An 18,721-nucleotide genomic window follows, 5' to 3' on the forward strand; every position below is an offset into this window, starting at 1 on the left:
GGGAGGGCTGGGGAGGGGTTGGCTTTTGAGGCTTCACCGGGAAAGCCTCTGCCGAGCATGGCTCGGCACTACAGGCCCCTCTCCCGTTTACGGGAGAGGGGTTGGGGTGAGGGGGCTTTTGGGGCTTCACCGGGAAAGCCTCTGCCGAGCATGGCTCGGCACTACAGGGAGGGATTTTCGTCGCAATGTTGCGCCGCAGAATGCGCAGAGCGAAATGCTCATGCTTTACTTGGATCGATCTAAATTTCGGCAACGTGCTTCCGGGGATGCAGGTGGGGCCGCGCAGGGCGGGGTCCAGCACGCTGCAAACCACTGAAAACACTGCCGAGCAGCGTGTTCCACGGCCCAAAGTTTGTTGCTTTTGCCCCGCCAGCCGCCGTCGTGACGGCCGTCGGGGCAGCTGCAGGGGCCTACCCGTTTTGCTGATGCCTGGCATCTCTCCCCCATCCCGTTCCCGGATGGGCTGGACATCAGCGGCCCGGCTTGTCCGGGCCAACTTCTGCCACAGCTACACCGCCGCCGTACCGACCGACCCAAGGATCCAATGCATGAGCCGATCGCCTTCCACCGCCCACTCCCGTCGCCGCCCGTTGGCAACGGCTGCCTGCCTGCTGGCGCTGAGTTTCGCGCCGTTGCTGCAGGCCGCGCCGTCGGCCGCGCTGGAGCGCGAGGTCAATACCTTCATCGGCAGCAAGGATGACGGCAATACCTTCCCGGGCGCGTCGGCACCGTTCGGCCTGATCCAGGTCAGCCCGATCGGCAGCCATTACTCCGGCTGGCGCTATGACGACGAAAAGATCCGCGGCTTCGGTCATTCCTTCATCTCCGGCGCCGGTTGCTGGGAGCAGGGCGGGCAGGTCTCGGTGTTGCCAGTGACCGGCAGCATCGGTCCCGGTGGTGATTTCGATACCAAGGACCCCAAGCGCTTCGACCACAAGAACTACGCCTCGGCGTACAGCCACGATGGCGAAGTCGGTCAGGCCGGCTACTACAAGGTCCGGCTGACCGATTACCGCGGCATCGACGTGGAAACCATCGCGCTGACCCGCGCTGCCGCCGAGCGCTACACCTTCAGCGCAGGCGTCAGTGAAGGCCAGGTGCTGGTCAATGTTGCCCAGGCCAATGAGCGCCATTCGGTGATCGGCAGCGTCATCGACGTGGTAGGCGACCGTGCGGTGGAAGGCAAGCTGGTCACCAAGAGCTTCTGCGGCGGCCACCAGTACACCACCTGGTTCCGTATCGAGTTCGATCGCCCGTTCAAGGCGCACGGCACCTGGGGCGAGGAAGGCGGTCTGCCCGGCGCGCGCCACAGCATGGAAGGCGAGGCCAAGCCCAATGGTGCGTGGCTGAGCTTTGACCTGGCCGATGGCCGCAGCGTCACCGCTACCAGTGCGATCTCGCATGTGGATGCCGAAGGTGCGCGCAACAATCTGCGCAGCGATGGCATGCAGGGCGGCAAGCTGCTGGGCTTCGATCGCATGCGTGCGCTGTCGCAGGCGCAGTGGCGCGAACAGCTGGGCAGCGTCAAGGTTGAAGGTGCGAATGCCGATGACCGCACCGTGCTGTACACCGCGCTGTACCACGCGCTGCTGCAGCCGATGACCGGCAGCGATGCCGATGGTCGCTATCGTGGCTACGACGACGTCATCCACCGTGCCGATGGCTGGACCTACTACGAGTATTTCTCGCTGTGGGATACCTACCGCACGCAGAACCAGTGGTTGGCCCTGACCCGTCCGGAAGTTGCACGTGATATCGGCCGCAGCCTGCTGGCCATCAACGAACAGGGCGGTTGGTTGCCGCGTTGGGGCTATGCGAATTTCGAAACCAATGTAATGACCGGCGACCCGGTGACGCCGTTCATGGTCGACCTGTGGCGCTTCGGTGCACTCAAGGGCCGCGAGGCGGAAGCCTGGGGCGCGTTGCGCCGCAATGCCTTCGAGATGCCGCCGATCAATTCGCGCATGGCTGGCCGTTCCGGCAATGCCAGCTATCTCGCCAATGGTTATGTGGCCTATGACCGTGCCTTCCCGTCCAAGGGCATGGACGTTGATCCGCACCACGGCGGCTCGGCTACGTTGGAATATGCATTGGCCGATTGCGCGCTGGCGCAGATGGCCGATGGCCTCGGCCACGCCGACGATGCAGCAACCCTGCGCGCACGTGGTGGCAACTGGCACAAGGTGTGGGATGCGGATGTGCGTGATGCCGAAACCGGCTTCACTGGTTTCCCGCGTCCGCGCGACGAGAACGGCAAGTGGTATACGCCGGCCGATGGTCATTACAGCCCGCGTTCGCAACACGGCTTCCATGAAGGCACCGGCTGGCAGTACCAGTGGCTGGTCCAGCAGGATGTGCCCGGCATGCTGCAGGCCATGCATGGCCGCGAACAGGCCGGCAAGCGTCTGGATGCGTTCTTCGCCTATGACGCGCTGCTGCAGTCACCGCTGACCGCTGCACGCAAGGAATGGGTGGTTGGTCCGTACAGCTACTACAACCAATACCGCTACAACCCCAACAACGAGCCTGACCTGCATTCGCCGTGGATGTATACGCTGATCGGCCAGCCGTGGAAGACCGCCACCGTGGTTCGCGCGGCGCAGCAGCTGTTCACCAATGCGCCGAACGGCGTTACCGGCAATGACGACCTGGGCACGATGTCGGCCTGGTACCTGTTCAGTGCGCTGGGCCTGTATCCGGCAGTGCCGGGTAGCGGCCAGTTCCTGCTGCATGCACCGCGCTACAGCAAGGCCGAGATCACCCTGGGCAATGGCCGCAAGCTGCGTCTGCAGGCACCGGGCGCCGATCCGCGCAGCCTGCAGTACATCCAGAGCGTGCAGGTTGATGGCAAGCCGCAGCCGGCGGTGTGGCTGGATTGGCAGCAGCTGCAGCAGGGCGGCGATGTGCGCTTCACCCTCGGTGCGCAGGCACCGGAGCAGGGCTGGGGCACCGCACAGGCGGACCTGCCGGTGTCGTACTGCGCCACCCCGGGCAGCGCCCAGCCGTGAGCTCGGGCAGCGCCAAGGCCGGAAAGAAGGGAGCGGGCAGCGCAAGCGCTGGCCGTGATCCTTTAGGCTTGGCGCATCCCGGAACCGCAGCGGAAATGATGAAAGACACTTCTACCGGCGCCAAGGGCGCACGCAAGGCCGGCCAACGCGCGGTCACCGTCACCGACATCGCGCAGGCGGTGGGCGTGTCGCGGGCGACTGTGTCGCTGGTGCTGCGCGGCAGCCCCCTGGTCAATGTCGATACCCGCGCCAAGGTCGAGGCGGAGCTGCGCAAGCAGCGTTATGTGTACAACCGCACCGCTGCCAACCTGCGTCGTCGTACTTCATCGTCGATCGCGTTGGTGATCAACGATCTGTCCAACCCGTTCTTCGCCGAATTCGCCTCGGGCGTGGACGAGGCATTGGGTGGCAAGGGTTTCGTGACCTTGCTTGGCAGCACCGGCGAATCGCCGCAGCGGCAGCAGGCGGTGTTGAGCACCTTGATGGAACACACGCCGACCGGCTTCATCCTCTCGCCGGCCGAAGGCAGTGATGCCGAAGAGCTGCGCCATGTATTGGGTGCGCATGCCAACGTGCTGCTGTTCAACCGTGAACTGGCTGGCGCGGACTGGGATTTCCTCACTCTGGACAACCAGCACGGCGCGTACATGGCAACCCGTCACCTGATCGAACGCGGTCATCGTGACATCGCCTTCTTTGGCGGGCATGGCGCATCCAGTTCCTGCGCGCAGCGCCGTTTGGGTTACCAGCAGGCATTGAGTGAGGCCGGCTTGCCTTTGCATGCGGACTGGTTGATCGAGTCCGCACCCAACCGTCTGGAAGCCGCAGCACGTACCGGTGAATTGTTTGAAAGCGCACAGCGTCCCAGCGCGGCGGTCTGCTACAACGACACGGTTGCATTGGGCCTGATGCTGGGCCTGACCTCGCGTGGCATACGCCCAGGCGGCGACTTCGCCGTTACCGGCTTCGACGATATCTCCGAAGCCGCAGTCGCAGTGCCGCCGTTGACCACGTTGACCGCAGATCCGCGCGAACGTGGCCGGCAGGCTGCAGCCTTGTTGCTGCAGCGCCTGGACAACCCCGATGCAGCACCGATGCGTACCGTCGCACCGGTGCAGCTGAGGATCCGCGAAAGCAGTGCAGCAAGACCAAGCTGACTCCTCAACCCCATCTCCCGATTACCGTATCCAGGCAGCCCACATGCACATACCAACATCGCCGTCATCTACATCAAGCCAGTCGGCGCCCGTGGTCAATACGCATGTGGCCATGGCGGTGGCGACGACCATCTTCTTCATGTGGGGCTTCCTGACCTGCCTCAACGACATCCTGATCCCGCACCTGAAGTCGGTATTCGAACTGAACTACACCCAGGCGATGCTGGTGCAGTTCACCTTCTTCGGTGCGTACTTCCTGATGTCCTTGCCAGCTGGTCGGCTGGTTGCACGGCTGGGCTACAAGCAGGGCATCGTCGCCGGCCTGGTGATTGCCGGCATCGGTGCACTTGGCTTCTGGCCGGCGGCTGAGCTGCGTATCTATGGCGCCTTCCTGGCGGCCCTGTTCGTGCTGGCAACCGGCATCACCGTGCTACAGGTGGCGGCCAATCCCTATGTCGCGTTGCTTGGCCCGGAGCGGACCAGTTCCAGCCGCCTGACGCTGGCACAGGCGCTGAACTCGCTGGGCACCGCGATCGCGCCGATCTTTGGCGGCATGTTGATCCTGGGCAATACGGTCAAGAGCGCCGATGAGCTGACCGCGCTGCCGCTGGCTGATCAGTTGGCCTATCGCGCGCAGGAGGCACAGTCGGTGCAGGGGCCGTATCTTGGCCTGGCAGTGGCGCTGTTCCTGCTGGCGCTGTTCGTGTTCCTGTTCCGGCTGCCGTCGCTGAGCGAGAACAGCGAACAGGCCGACAGTGCACGCCACAGCTATGGCGATGCGCTTCGCCACAAGCATCTGCTGTTCGGCGTGCTGGGCATCTTCTTCTATGTGGGTGCCGAGGTCTCGATCGGCAGCTTCCTGGTCAACTACCTGTCGCAGCCCAACATCGGCGGCTTCAGTGAGCAGCAGGCCACGCACTACGTGTCGCTGTACTGGACCATGGCGATGATCGGCCGCTTTGCCGGTTCGCTGCTGCTGGTGCGCTTCTCGCCGCGCAAGCTTCTGGCGCTGTTCGCGTTGATCAATGTGGGCTTGCTGGCACTGACCATGGCCAGCGAAGGCCAGGTGGCCTTGTACTCGATCGTGGCGATCGGCCTGTTTAACTCGATCATGTTCCCGACCATCTTCGCGCTCGGCATCGAACGCCTGGGGCCGTTGACCAACAAGGCGTCCAGCCTGCTGATCATGGCCATCGTCGGCGGCGCAGTGGTGCCGTTCCTGCAGGGCATGCTGGCCGACCGCATCGGCGTCCACCATTCATTCGTACTGCCGTTGCTGTGCTACGGCTACATCATTTTCTACGGGCTGGTCGGTTCGCGTACCAGCACCGGCGTTACCCAACAGGACTAAGGCCAGATGGGCAAGATTGTTTGTTTCGGCGAGATTTTGATCGATCTATTAGCGCAGCCACCGGCCTCGGCGGACACCCCGCGCGCGTTCCTGCAGTACGCCGGCGGAGCCCCCGCCAACGTCGCAGTGGCGGCCGCGCGGTTGGGTGCCAGCAGCCATTTCGCCGGCATGTTGGGCCGCGACATGTTCGGTGACTTCCTGCTGGAGAGCCTGCAGCAGGCCGGGGTCGAGACCGACTGCATCGTGCGTACCGACGCAGCCAAGACCGCGCTGGCCTTCGTCGCGCTGGATGCGCATGGCGAGCGCAGCTTCAGCTTCTACCGGCCGCCGGCGGCGGACCTGCTGTTCCGCGCCGAGCACTACCTGTCCGCCTGCTTCGACGGCACTGCCTGCTTCCACGTCTGCTCCAACAGCCTGACCGAAGCGGACATCGCCGCGGCGACCTTCGCCGGCATGGAGCGCGCGCGCGCTGCTGGCGCGGTGGTCAGCCTGGACCTCAACCTGCGGCCGGCGCTGTGGCCGGCCGATGTCGATCCCACACCGCGCCTGTGGCAGGCGCTGGAACGTGCCGACCTGATCAAACTCTCGCGCGAAGAGCTCGATTACCTGGCCGCGCCACTGGGCGCCGACGGCGATGCGCAGGTACTGCGCCGTCTGTTGGCGGCGCAGGCGCGCTGGGTGATCGTCACCGACGGTGCGGGCACGCTGCGCTGGTATACCCGCCATGGCGAAGGCGAGGTACCAAGCTTCCGTGTACAGGCGGTGGATACCACCGCTGCCGGCGACGCCTTTGTCGGCGGCGTGCTGGTCGGGCTGGTTGAGCGCGGTGGTGCAGGCGCCGGTTTTGCCGCGTTCTGCCAGACCCCGAATGCAATCAATGGCACGCTGCGCTTCGCTGCCGCGGTAGGTGCCTTGGCGGTAACCCGCAAGGGTGCGTTCGCGGCAATGCCCGCGTTGAGTGAAGTACAGCAGCTGCTGCAGCAACAGGAAGCCATCGCATGACCACCACGCCCGATTTCCGTTCCCCGGCCTTCCTGCGCGCACACATCGCCGACACGATGGCCTTCTACCATCCGCACTGCATCGATGCCGATGGCGGTTTCTTTCACTACTACCGTGACGACGGCAGCATCTACGATCGCAGCCATCGCCACCTGGTCAGCAGCACCCGCTTCGTCTTCAACTATGCGATGGCTTACCGCGAGTACGGCAACGCGGAGTATCTGGAAGCGGTGAAGCACGGCGTGCGCTACCTGCGTGATGTGCACCGCAATCCAGCCACTGGCGGCTACGCCTGGACCCTGCGCGATGGCAAGGTCGAGGACGACATGAACCACTGCTATGGCGTGGCCTTCGTGCTGCTGGCGTACAGCTGTGCGCTGAAGGCCGGCATCGAGCAGGGCCGTGAATGGATGGACGAGACCTGGCAGCTGCTGGAGCGCCACTTCTGGGAGCCGCAGCACGGCGTGTACCGCGACGAAGCCGACGCCAACTGGAACTTCACCGGCTACCGCGGTCAGAACGCCAACATGCACATGTGCGAAGCGATGCTGGCGGCGTTCGAGGCCAGCGGCGAGCAGCGCTACCTGCAGCGCGCCTTGCAGCTGGCCGACAACATGACCCGCCGGCAGGCGGCCAAGGCCGGCGGCCTGGTCTGGGAGCATTACGACATCGATTGGAACATCGATTGGAACTACAACCTGGACAACCCCAAGCACCTGTTCCGGCCGTGGGGTTTCCAGCCAGGTCATCAGACCGAATGGGCCAAGCTGCTGATGATCCTCGACCGCCACGTCGATGCCGATTGGCTGGTACCGACCGCACGGCACCTGTTCGATACCTCGATGACGCGTTCGTGGGATGAGGCGCGTGGCGGCCTGTATTACGGCTTTGCGCCGGAATCGCGCCGTCAGCCGAACATGGATGGCGCGGCGATTGGTGGCGACAGCTTCGTCTGCGACGACGACAAGTATTTCTGGGTGCAGGCCGAGTCGCTGGCGGCCGCCGCGCTGCTGGCCAAGCGCACCGGCGATGCCGGCTACTGGGAGTGGTACGACCGGCTGTGGGCGTACTCGTGGCAGTACTTCGTTGATCATCGCTACGGCGCGTGGTTCCGCATCCTCGATGCCGACAACGGCAAGTACGACGACGAGAAGAGCCCGGCCGGCAAGACCGATTACCACACCATGGGCGCCTGCCACGAAGTGTTGAATGTGGTGCGCGAAAGCTGATCAACAGCATTCGTGTCGTTTCAGTCGCCATCCCCGCCAAGGCGGGGACCGCTCCAACGCTTGGCGTCAGTAGCGAATTGCAGGGCAAGCGTAGTTTCGGATTTTTGTTGATGGTGTTTTGACCGCCAGCGGAACTCGGTGAGGCAAACCGGAAGCAGCACCAGGGAGAAGATGGAATGCAGCAAGCGCATTCGAAGTTTGGATCGATACAAATTCTCGCTCAACGCGTATGCCGTGGCCTGTTGCTGTGCGCGCTGTCGCTGGCTTCCAGTGCAGCCGTGGCCGCACCATTGCAGGCGCAATGGAGCTTCCGTCTGCTGCCCGGCGATGCACAGCTGCAAGCACATCCCGGCATGGATGCGTGGAAGCAGGCAACCGTGCCGGGGAGCGTGCACACCGATCTGATGGCTGCTGGCGTGATCGGCGATCCCTATGTCGGTGCCGCCGAAGCCGGCCTGCAGTGGATTGGCCTGGCTGATTGGGAGTACCGCGCGCGTTTCGATGTTGATGCAACAACGCTTGCGCGCCCGCATGCCGAACTGCGTTTCGATGGCCTGGACACCTTCGCCGAAGTCCGCCTCAACGGCCAGCCGCTGCTGAAGGCCGACAACGCGCACCGCACCTGGCGCGCACGCGTGGATGGGCGCCTGCGCGCGCAGGGTAACGAACTGCAGATCGTGTTCCGTTCGCCGATCCGCACGCTGCTGCCGCAGGTGCAGGCGATGCCGAACAAGATTGCCGGCAATTATCCATCGCCCTACGGCGATGAGCCCAAGGACGCGATGGTCGGCAACTTCGTACGCAAGCCCGCCTACCACTTCGGTTGGGACTGGGGTCCGCGCTATGTCACTGCCGGCGTGTGGCGACAGGTGCACCTGGACAGCTGGGATCAGCAGCGCATCACCGATCTGGCAGTACGCATCGATGCGTTGGATGCGGACAAGGCGCGCTTGAACATCCTATTGCAGGTGGAGCAGGCCGATGCCGGCGCCACCCAGCAGGTCGTCGTCGACGTGCGTGACCCGGAAGGAAACTCTGTAGCGCAGATCAAGCGCGATATCGCGCTGGCACCCGGCGAGAACACGGTGTCGCTGCCACTGCAGATCGACAAGCCGCGCCGCTGGTGGCCGGTGGGTTACGGCGCGCAGGATCGTTACACCGTGCAGGCACGGCTGGGCGACGGCAAGCAGGAAGCATTGGAATCCAGCATCCGTATCGGCCTGCGCACCGTGCAGCTGCAGCGCGAAGAGGACAAGGACGGCGGTCAGGGCTTTGGCTTCGTCATCAATGGCGTGCAGGTATTCGCCAAGGGTGCGAATGTCATTCCGTTTGATGCCTTCCCGGCTCGGGTAACCCACGAGCGTCTGCGCCGCGACCTGCAGGCCGCACGCGATGCCAACATGAACATGCTGCGCAACTGGGGCGGCGGTTATTACGAAGACGATGCTTTCTTCGACATCGCCGACGAACTCGGCCTGCTGGTGTGGCAGGACTTCATGTTCGGCGGCGGCATGCAGCCGGGCTATGACCCTGCGTTCCGCGCCAATGTGGTCGCCGAAGCGCGCGACAACATCCGTCGCCTGCGGCACCACCCCAGCATCGTGCTGTGGTGTGGCAACAACGAAGAAGAAACCGCGTGGAAGGATTGGGGCCACGGCAAGACCTTGAAGGAGGCCGATCCGGTATTCGCCGCGAAGGTCTGGCAGGGCTATGTGGACCTGTTCGGCAAGGATCTGCGCAGCGTCGTTGCCGAGGAAGGCCTGGGCGTGCCGTACTGGGCCAGTTCGCCCAGCAATGACCTGGATACCAAGGCCAATGATTCGCGTCGCGGTGACAAACACTACTGGGAAGTCTGGGGCAACCCGGCGTTGCCGCCGACGGCCTACCTGAAGGAAACCCCGCGCTTCATGTCCGAGTACGGCCTGCAGGCCTGGCCGCAGCTGTCGACCATCAATGCCTTCGCCACGCCGGAGGAACAGCAGGTGGATGGGCCGGTGATCGAGGCGCACCAGAAGTTCCTGGCCGGCAAAGGCAATGAGCGTCTGCTGCACTACATCGAGATGGAATTCGGCACGCCGCGCTCGTTCCCTGATTTCGTCTACCTGAGCCAGATGATGCAGGCCGAGGGCATCGAACTGGCCGCGTTGCACCACCGCGCCTCGCGGCCGTACACGATGGGTTCGTTGTACTGGCAGCTCAACGACGTGTGGCCGGGTGCCTCCTGGTCCAGCGTGGATTACTACGGCAACTGGAAGGCACTGAACTTCCACGCCCGGCGCTTCTTCGCCGATGTGGCGGTGGCCGCGCTGCGCGATGAAGGACGCACCCGTTTCAGTCTGCTCAACGACGGCCGTGCAGCACTGCAGGGACAGTGGCGTGTGCGCGTGCTGGATTTCGGTGGACGCGAACTGCAACAGCAGCGCAAGGCCATCAGCTTGCCTGCGCTATCGGCTACCGAGGTCGCACGTTTCAGCGACGCCGAGCTGCTGCGGGGCGCAGACCCCAGCCGCAGCGTCGCCGTATTTGAACTGCTGCGTGGCGACGCAGTAGAGGCACAGCGCCTGGTCTACTTCGTCGCTGCCAAACAGCAAGCCTTGCAGCCGGCACAGCTGCACAGCGAGCTGCGCGCCGAAGGCGATCACTACCTGCTGCAGCTGCGTGCCGACAGACTGGTCCGCGGCATCTGGATCGGCTTCAACAATGCCGATGCCAGCGTCGAGGACAACGCTTTCGACCTGCTGCCAGGCCAGGCCCGCACGCTGGTCGTGCGCAGCACCGCACCGCTTTCCACCCTGCGCACGGCCCTGCACCTGCAGACGCTGGGCGACACCCTGCAGTCCCGTCCCGTTGCATCGCAAGACAACGCTTCCGTCGAGAGGATCCACTGATGACCCGTTCCCTGCGTACCGCCCCCCTGGTCGCCGCGCTGATGCTGGCGCTTTCCGCCTGCAGCCAGCAGGCCGCCGCTCCCGCCACCACCCCGGCTGCACCGGCCGCAGCTGCTGCACCGGCCGACGCCGCGCTTCCGGCCGTCGATGACGCCGAAGCCGCACGCATGGCCGAGCAGGTCCGTGAGGCCACCCGCCACGCCTGGCAGGGTTACATGCAGTACGCCAAGGGCCACGACGACCTGAAGCCGATCAGTGGCCAGCCGCGCGACTGGTATCCCAAGCCGCTGCTGATGTCGCCAGTCGATGCACTGGACACACTGCTGCTGCTCGGTCTGGACAAGGAAGCCAACGAAGCACGTGAGTTGATCGTCACCCAGCTGTCCTTCGACCAGGACATGGACGTGCAGAACTTCGAGGTCACCATCCGCCTGCTTGGCGGCCTGCTGTCGGCCTACCAGATGACCAATGACGAGCGCCTGCTCAAGCTCGCCGATGACCTGGGCACGCGCTTGTCGCCGGTGTTCGACAGCCCGACCGGCCTGCCGTACACCCACGTCAACCTGCACACCGGCAAGACCAGCGGCAAGATCAGCAACCCAGCCGAAACCGGCACGCTTCTGCTTGAGTTCGGCACCCTGGCCAAGCTCACCGGCAAGCAGGCGTACTACGACAAGGCCAAGCGTGCGTTGGTGGAAACCCACAAGCGCCGTTCCAAGATCGGCCTCGTTGGCCTGAACATCAACGTCGAGACTGGCGAGTGGACCAACAAGGATGCCTCGATCGCCGGTGGCATCGACTCGTACTACGAGTACCTGCTCAAGTGCTGGAAGCTGTTCGGCGACGAAGACTGCAAGAAGATGTGGGACGAGAGCATCGGCCCGATCAACCAGTACCTGGCCGATGAATCCCGCGAAGGCGAGCTGTGGTACGGCCACGCCGACATGGACACCGGCGCCCGCACCTCCACCACGTATGGCGCGCTGGACGCGTTCATGCCGGGCCTGCTGGCCCTGGGCGGCGACCTGGACCGCGCCAAGCGGCTGCAGGAGTCCAACCTGAAGATGTGGCGCCTGCACGACATCGAGCCGGAGTCGCTGGACTACGCCAAGATGGAAGTGCGTTCGCCGAGCTACGCGCTGCGCCCGGAGATCGTCGAGTCGGCGTACTACCTGCACCACTACACCGGTGATGCGCGCTACCGCGGCATGGGCAAGGAGTTCTTCGACGACTTCGTGCGCTACACCCGCACCGACCACGGCTTCGCCGCGCTGAAGGATGTCCGCAGCAAGGAGAAGGACGACTCGATGGAGAGCTTCCTGTTCGCCGAGACGTTCAAGTACTACTACCTGCTGTTCGCCCCGGCCAAGACCCTGGACTTTGACGGCATCGTCTTCAACACCGAAGCCCACCCGCTGCGCCGTACCTGGTAAGAGCGGGAGCCAAGGCTTCCCGGATTCATCCGCAGTAAGGCTTTCTGGTAAACCATCCGGAGCAAGGCTGTTTCGTAGATTGTCCGAAGCTGGGCTTCCTCCCCTCTCCCGCTTGCGGGAGAGGGGCAGGGGGTGAGGGCCGCCTCGCCTATTGATCCCAACGGAGGTATCTTTTGCTGTCCCGAGGTCGCGAATAGCCCCCCCGCAAAGCCCCCTCACAACCCAACCGTAAGAGCACGCTAAACTCCGCCACAACACGGACCATGGCGGGGGCCGATGGAGCTGTCTTCCATCCTGATCATCGACGACGACACAGCTTCGCTGGCGAGGCTGGTCAGGCTCGTGTCCGAATTACTGACGGACCAACAGACACGGATTCACACCGCCGACAGCCTCGGCAGCGCCCTTGCACTCCTGCAAGCCCATCAGTTCGACCTTGCCTTGGTCGACATGCAGCTACCCGACGGCACCGGCATCGAACTTGTCGGTTGGATGCAGCAGCATGTGCCGCAGCTGCAAGCAGTGATCGTGTCCGCGTTTGCCGAGGAAGAAAGCATCTTCGCTGCATTGCGCGCTGGTGCCGCAGGCTACCTGCTCAAGGACCGGGAGGACATCGAGCTGACGGTTGCACTGCGCAGCCTGCAACGCGGTGGCGCGCCGATCGACCCGATGATCGCGCGGCGCATTCTGGCCTTGCTGCCAGCGGTTGCGCAGCCTCCAGTCGCTGCTCCAGCAGCGCCCGCCGTGCAGCTGTCCGAGCGAGAGCTCGGCATTCTGAACCACGTTGCGCAGGGCTACGGCAACCGCGAGATTGCCGAGTTGCTCGGCTTGTCACGGCTCACCATCGAAGCCCATACCCGCAACATCTACCGCAAGCTGGCGGTGGGCTCGCGGACCGCCGCGGTATATGAAGCGCGTGCGATGGGGCTGCTGCCTTGATCCGCTGGTTCTTGCTGTTGCTGCTGTCGGTCTGCATGGCCAGCGCCAACGCAGGGGCAGGGGACATCACCCGTATCACCCACGCTGAAGCTGTACGTGCAGACTGGCAATCGCCAGCAGCACCTGCGCAGGGTTGGGTGCAGGTGCCACTGGCTGACCAGTGGCAGACGCGCTGGCCCGATCACGACGGCGTGGTCTGGTATCGCCTGCGTTGGCAACAGAATGACGCCAGTCAAGCAACCGGCCTGCTGCTGGATTACACCTGCATGGCAGCGGCCGTATACCTCAACGGCAGCCTGATCGATCGCGACCCGTCGCTGGTCGAGCCGCTGTCACGCAGTTGGCATGTACCACGCTATTTCCTGTTGCAGTCGCCGCTGCTCAAGCAAGGCGAGAATGAACTGCTGGTTCGGGTCTCTGGCCTGGCGGCCTACCAACCTTCGCTGGGGGTGGTGGATGTAGGCGACCCGCAGACCCTGCAGGCGCGCTTCCGCAATGAAGTTTTCGTCCGCCATGACCTGCAGGTGCTGGATAGTGCGATTGGCTTCGTGCTGGCTGCGGTTATCGGCCTGTTCTGGCTGCTGCGGCGCAAGGAGTCGATGTATGGCTGGTACGCGTTGAGCGCGGTGTTCGGACGCCTGTACGACAGTAATTTCTTTGCCAGCAGCCCGTGGCCGTTCCCCAGCACCGATGGCTGGCAAGCCTTCATTGGTGCCTGCTACGTGGCCGGTGCTGCTGCCCATACCGTCTTCCTGCTGCGTTTCTGCGAGCGGCGCTGGCCGCGGCTGGAGCGCGTGTTGCTGGCCATTGCAGTGCTGGTGATGGCGGGCGCCCTGCTGTGGCCGCAATGGATGGGGCCGCATCGCAACGTCTATCTGGTACCCACCATCGCCTTCCTCTACCTGGTCTCGTTCACCTTCATGGGCTACGCGCTGCGCAGCGGCCGGCGTGACTACCAGGTGCTGGCGCTGTGCATCATCCTGCCGATCGCGGTATCGCTGCATGATCTGGGCGTGTACATGGGCTGGTATGGCGGTGTCAGCTACCTGGGATCGTTCACCTCGCCGTTGATGCTGCTCGGCATGGGCTTCGTGCTGGCGTACCGCTTCGCCAATACCATGCAGCGGGTGGAAGGTTTCAACGCCGAACTGCGCCACGAAGTGCAGCAGGCCACCACGCAGTTGGCGGATACCTTGCAGCAACAGCATGCGCTGGAGTTGTCGCACAGCCGCGCCGGTGAGCGCCTGCAGCTGGTGCGTGACCTGCACGATGGCTTTGGCGGCACCCTGGTGGGTGCCATTGCGCGCCTGGAGCAGGCGCCCGATGGCATGCCACGTGAGCAGGTCATCGGCGTGCTGCGCGAGATGCGTGACGACCTGCGCCTGGTCATCGACAGTACCGCTCGCGAGCAGGCGGATCTGGCCGAGCTGCTGACGCCGCTGCGCCACCGTGCCAGTGGCTTGCTGGATGCGGTCGACATCCAGGCGCATTGGCACCTGCAGGACATCAACGGGATCGAGTTGGGCGCCAGCCGCAGCCTCGACCTGCTGCGCCTCCTGCAGGAAGCGCTGACCAACGTATTCAAGCACAGCCAAGCGCAACGCGTGGACGTCTACCTGCGCAGGCAAGGCGACCAACTGCAACTGCATATCGACGACGACGGTGTTGGGCTGGTGCAAGGTGCCAGTGGCAAGGGGGCATCGGGCACTGGCGCTGGGCTGGTCAGCATGCACCTGCGTGCACGCAGGCTGGGCGGCGAACTGCAGGTATCAGCCGCCGCCAATGGCAGCGGCACGCGGCTGGCGTTGCTGCTGCCACTGATGGCGTGATCAGGTGATGGTCCGGCTGGCTGCCGACTACCTGATTTCGTGGATGCGGGACATGTAGACCCGGCGGTAGCTTTGTCCCTTGCTGATTCGGGGGATCCTTCCATGAACCGTCCTGTCCTTGCCAAGGCTGCGCCGCTGGCCGCGCTTGCCATGCTGGGCCTGCTGCCGTTTTCGCCGGTGCAGGCCGCTGAAATCGTTGGCGGCACCTCGCCGACCATGCCCTGCACCCAAGACGCCAGTACTGGTGCCATTGCCTGCCAGGAAGGCAGTCGGGTCGGCACTGATGGCAATCCGGGGCCGTCGCAGCCGGGCTGGACCAGTTCTGCTGGCGGATTGGGAAATGCCACCGGCAACACCGCTTTCGGGCAGGGCAGTTCAGCAGGCTTGGGCGGGCAGGGCTCAAATGGCACCGCCGGGGGGACCGGTGGTATCGGTGGCAATGGAGGAACCTACAACCTGGCGTTCGGTACCAACAGCAGTGCGGGTAACGGTGGCAGGGGCGGCCAGGGCAGCGCGGGTGGCACGGGTGGCAATGGTGGCGCTGGCGGCAACTACAACATCGCGTTGGGCAATGGCAGCCAGGCCGGCAACGGCGGCAACGGCAATGACATGTGCTGCGGTTTCTCGGCCCCAACGGGCGCTCCGGGCACGGACAACAACGTCGCCATCGGCAGGAACGCGATAGCTGCCGGTGGTGGCTCGGTAGCCTTGGGCTTTGGCAGCACTGACGATGGCCTTGCCAACGTGGTGTCGGTGGGTTCGGCTACATTGAAACGACGCATCACCAATGTCGCTGCCGGCGTCGATGGCAATGATGCGGTGAACGTCACCCAGTTGAATGCGGTGTCAGCATCCACCAGCAGTGGCTTGTCGGGCGTGGCGGCCTGGCTGGGCGGCGGTGCTGCGTACAGCGGGGGCGTGTTCACCGCACCCAACTATGCGATCCAGGGAGGGGTGCAGCACAGCGTGGGCTCTGCGCTTGGTGCGCTGGATACTGCGTTGACCAACCAGGGCACGGACCTGCAGAACTACGTCGACGCCGAAGCGGGTGCTGCGTTGGCAACGGCCAACCAATACACCGATACGCGTGAAGCAGGCATCCGTGCCGATCTGCTGGGCGCGGACGCAGTGATGTTGACGACCGCCAACAGCTATACCGATGGCCGTGAGGCCGCCGTGCGGAGCGACATGGCAGCCAGCGCCAACACCACGCTGGATGCCGCGATTGCGCACGCCGATGCGCGTGAATCGGTGGTACGTACGGACATGGCCGGCGCGGATGCGGCAACGCTGACCAGTGCCAACAGCTATACCGATACGCGTGAGGCGGCCATCCGCGACGACATCGCGGCCGGGGGGGACGCCACACTGGATGCGGCCAACGCGCACACCGATACGCGTGAGGCAGCGATCCGCGCCGATATGGCCGATGCGGACGCGTCGACCCTGGGCAGCGCCAACAGCTACACCGATGCACGTGAAGCAGCCATCCGCGACGACATCGTCGCCGGCGGCGCGGCCACCTTGGATGCGGCCAACGCGCATACCGATGCGCGCGAGGCGGTGATCCGCACGGACATGGCAGCGGGGGATGCGGCAACGCTGGCTTCAGCGAACGCTTACACCGATACGCGTGAGACTTCGTTGCGTGGTGACCTCGCGGCCGGCGATGCGGCCACGCTTGACTCGGCCAACCAGTACACCGACCAGCAGGTCGCCAACAGTCAGGCGATGGGACTGCAGGCCGCGCGCACGCATGCCGATGCCGGTGACGCCGCGACCTTGGTCGCGTCCACGGTTTACACCGATGCCCAGGTGGCGACCGTGCGTGGTGAGGTCAGCGCGGGGGATACGGCGACGTTGGCTTCTGCAAACCAGTACACCGATACAACCGCAGCCCAGACCCTGACCAGTGCCAATGCCTACACGGATAGCGCACTGGCCGCATTCAGCGACGACTTCACCCGTTTCCATGACGGCGTGGAGCGACGCCTGCACAATCAGGACCGACGTATCGACCGGATGGGCGCGATGACCTCGGCGATGACCAACATGGCGATCAACGCGGCCGGTGGCCAGAGCGCGCGCGGCCGCGTTGCGGTGGGCGCCGGTTTCCAGGGTGGGGAGCAGGCCTTGTCGATCGGTTATGGCGTGCGGCTGGGGGCGCGCGCTTCGTTCTCGCTGGGCGGCGCCTTTGGTGGCGGTGAGAAGTCCGCCGGTGTTGGCTTCGGCGTTGATCTGTGATGTCCACCGCCGCGGACGCGTAGCGTGACGGCCCTTGCGTTGCCGCTGGGGATTCACCTGGTGCCAGCGCTTGCTATCGAGGCGAGCGCGGCTCCACAGCACCCCCGCATTCGCAACGGCTCATGGATCATCAACGATGCAAGGCTGCGTCGCGAGGTTGAACTGTCCATTGGGAGTGCGGCGTGGCACGTCGTCATCCGCGAGCAGAGGATGATGCAGCGGATGCTGCAGCATTCTGGGCGCTGAGGTGCGAGGCTCAGCCCAGTCGAGGCAGTAGCGAATGCCGGGTGCGGGTGATCGCCGGTTTAAACCTTTTGCCTGTTTCATGCATCCAAGTCTGGAGTCGGTGATCGCGACAGCCGCGATCTGACACATTTCCGCCAGTCACGACCGGAGCCAGACGATGCGACGTGCAACCTCCCGAAACCTGTTGTGCCTGGGTGTGCTTCTCTGCGTGCTGCCTCTTCAGTTGGCTGCGGCGACGCTGGAGGCTGCCAATGACGCGACACGGCGCTTCATTGTTGCCACCATGGAGGACAGAGGCATCCCGGGACTGCAGGTTGCGGTGGTCAAGGACGGCAACGTGGTGTTTTCGACGGCGGTCGGGCTGGCCAATGTCGAGAACAAGGTGGCAGCCACGCCCGCGACCCTGTTCCCCATCAACTCGGCGACCAAGGCATTCACCGGCGTGGCGGCCATGCAGCTGGCCGAAGCCGGGCAGCTTGATCTTGATGCGCCAATCTCCACTTATCTGCAGCAACTGCCAGCCGCATGGCAGGCGATCCGTGTACGCCAGCTGCTGGCGCATACCTCCGGCCTGCCGGATATCGTCGATGCGCAGGGCCTGGTTGGTGGTGGCTCCGAAGCAACGGCATGGCAGCTGGTTGAGCAGCAGCCGATGCAGGCCTTGCCGGGCGCGCGATTCGCCTACAACCAGACCAACTACGGCTTGCTGGCCAGGATCATCGCTCAGCGCAGTGGCAGGGCCTACGAGGACTATCTGGCGGACAACCAGTTCAAGCGTGTTGGCATGACGCACGTCGGGTTCGGTGACAGCTACGATCTGCTGCCGAACGCGGCGACCATGTACAGTTTTTTTCCACGCAGCAGTGATGCTGCCGGTGCACCGAAGCGACTTTCGCACTGGTTCTACGACATGCCACAGGGCTTGTGGGCCGGTGGTGGCATCCAGACCACTGCCGATGATCTGGCGCGGTGGTTGGCGGGCTTGTTGCAGCAGCGCGTGCTGCGTGCTGACAGCCTGACGCAGATGTGGACGCCAGAGCGTCTGAACGATGGCAGTGAAGGTGATTGGGCCGCGGGCTGGCCAGTATCGGGGCCGGCGGGAAAGCGCCAGATCAGCAGCTTCGGTGGCGCACGGGCGGCGTTCGTGGTCTATCCGGACGAAGGCCTGGCGGTGGTGGTGTTGACCAATCTTGTGGGTGCCAACCCGCAGCAGTTCACCGATCAGATTGCCGACTTCTACAGATAGCAGCGTAGTGCCGAGCCATGCTCGGCAGGGGCGTTCCAAGCAATGCCCTGTAGTGCCGAGCCATGCTCGGCAGGGGCGTTCCAAGCAATGCCCTGTAGTGCCGAGCCATGCTCGGCAGGGGCTTTACCGGTAAAGCTCCAGCCGAGCAT

General features: G+C 64.4%; 11 protein-coding genes. All 11 read left to right on the top strand.

Annotation, left to right across the window (positions count from 1 at the left end; all coding sequences use genetic code 11):
- Nucleotides 1–548: 548 nt before the first annotated feature.
- On the top strand, nt 549–3,008 hold the full coding sequence (locus QMX78_RS12935; protein ID WP_282270161.1) for a GH92 family glycosyl hydrolase: 2,460 nt from the start codon (nt 549–551) through the stop codon (nt 3,006–3,008).
- Nucleotides 3,009–3,106: 98 nt separating this feature from the next.
- Nucleotides 3,107–4,165: a LacI family DNA-binding transcriptional regulator gene (locus tag QMX78_RS12940; protein WP_282270163.1), complete on the top strand. Its 1,059-nt coding sequence runs from the start codon at nt 3,107–3,109 to the stop codon at nt 4,163–4,165.
- A gap of 43 nt (nt 4,166–4,208) precedes the next feature.
- Nucleotides 4,209–5,516 carry an L-fucose:H+ symporter permease gene (gene fucP / locus QMX78_RS12945; RefSeq protein WP_282270165.1) on the top strand — a complete coding sequence of 436 codons (1,308 nt, stop codon included), beginning with the start codon at nt 4,209–4,211 and terminating at the stop codon, nt 5,514–5,516.
- Between the two features lie 6 nt (nt 5,517–5,522).
- Nucleotides 5,523–6,518 carry a carbohydrate kinase gene (locus QMX78_RS12950; protein WP_282270167.1) on the top strand — a complete coding sequence of 332 codons (996 nt, stop codon included), beginning with the start codon at nt 5,523–5,525 and terminating at the stop codon, nt 6,516–6,518.
- Entirely contained in the window at nt 6,515–7,747 is a 1,233-nt protein-coding gene (locus QMX78_RS12955; RefSeq protein WP_282270169.1) for an AGE family epimerase/isomerase, read from the top strand. Before QMX78_RS12950 ends, QMX78_RS12955 begins: the two co-directional genes overlap by 4 nt.
- A 176-nt stretch (nt 7,748–7,923) precedes the next feature.
- On the top strand, nt 7,924–10,635 hold the full coding sequence (locus QMX78_RS12960) for a glycoside hydrolase family 2 protein (RefSeq protein WP_282270170.1): 2,712 nt from the start codon (nt 7,924–7,926) through the stop codon (nt 10,633–10,635).
- Nucleotides 10,635–12,068: a glycoside hydrolase family 47 protein gene (locus tag QMX78_RS12965; protein WP_282270171.1), complete on the top strand. Its 1,434-nt coding sequence runs from the start codon at nt 10,635–10,637 to the stop codon at nt 12,066–12,068. Before QMX78_RS12960 ends, QMX78_RS12965 begins: the two co-directional genes overlap by 1 nt.
- Nucleotides 12,069–12,344: 276 nt before the next feature.
- Nucleotides 12,345–13,007, top strand: coding sequence for a response regulator transcription factor (locus QMX78_RS12970; protein WP_282270172.1), 663 nt, complete (start codon nt 12,345–12,347; stop codon nt 13,005–13,007).
- A complete protein-coding gene (locus tag QMX78_RS12975) occupies nt 13,004–14,836 on the top strand; it encodes an ATP-binding protein (RefSeq protein WP_282270174.1) in 1,833 nt (610 codons plus the stop codon). Before QMX78_RS12970 ends, QMX78_RS12975 begins: the two co-directional genes overlap by 4 nt.
- A gap of 102 nt (nt 14,837–14,938) precedes the next feature.
- Complete coding sequence (locus QMX78_RS12980; protein ID WP_282270178.1) at nt 14,939–17,080, top strand: hypothetical protein; 2,142 nt, start codon at nt 14,939–14,941, stop codon at nt 17,078–17,080.
- 403 nt (nt 17,081–17,483) lie between these two features.
- Nucleotides 17,484–18,572, top strand: coding sequence for a serine hydrolase domain-containing protein (locus QMX78_RS12985; protein WP_282270182.1), 1,089 nt, complete (start codon nt 17,484–17,486; stop codon nt 18,570–18,572).
- Nucleotides 18,573–18,721 lie beyond the last annotated feature (149 nt).

The sequence above is a fragment of the Stenotrophomonas sp. PS02298 genome, from assembly GCF_029959445.1.
Classification (GTDB): Bacteria; Pseudomonadota; Gammaproteobacteria; order Xanthomonadales; family Xanthomonadaceae; genus Stenotrophomonas.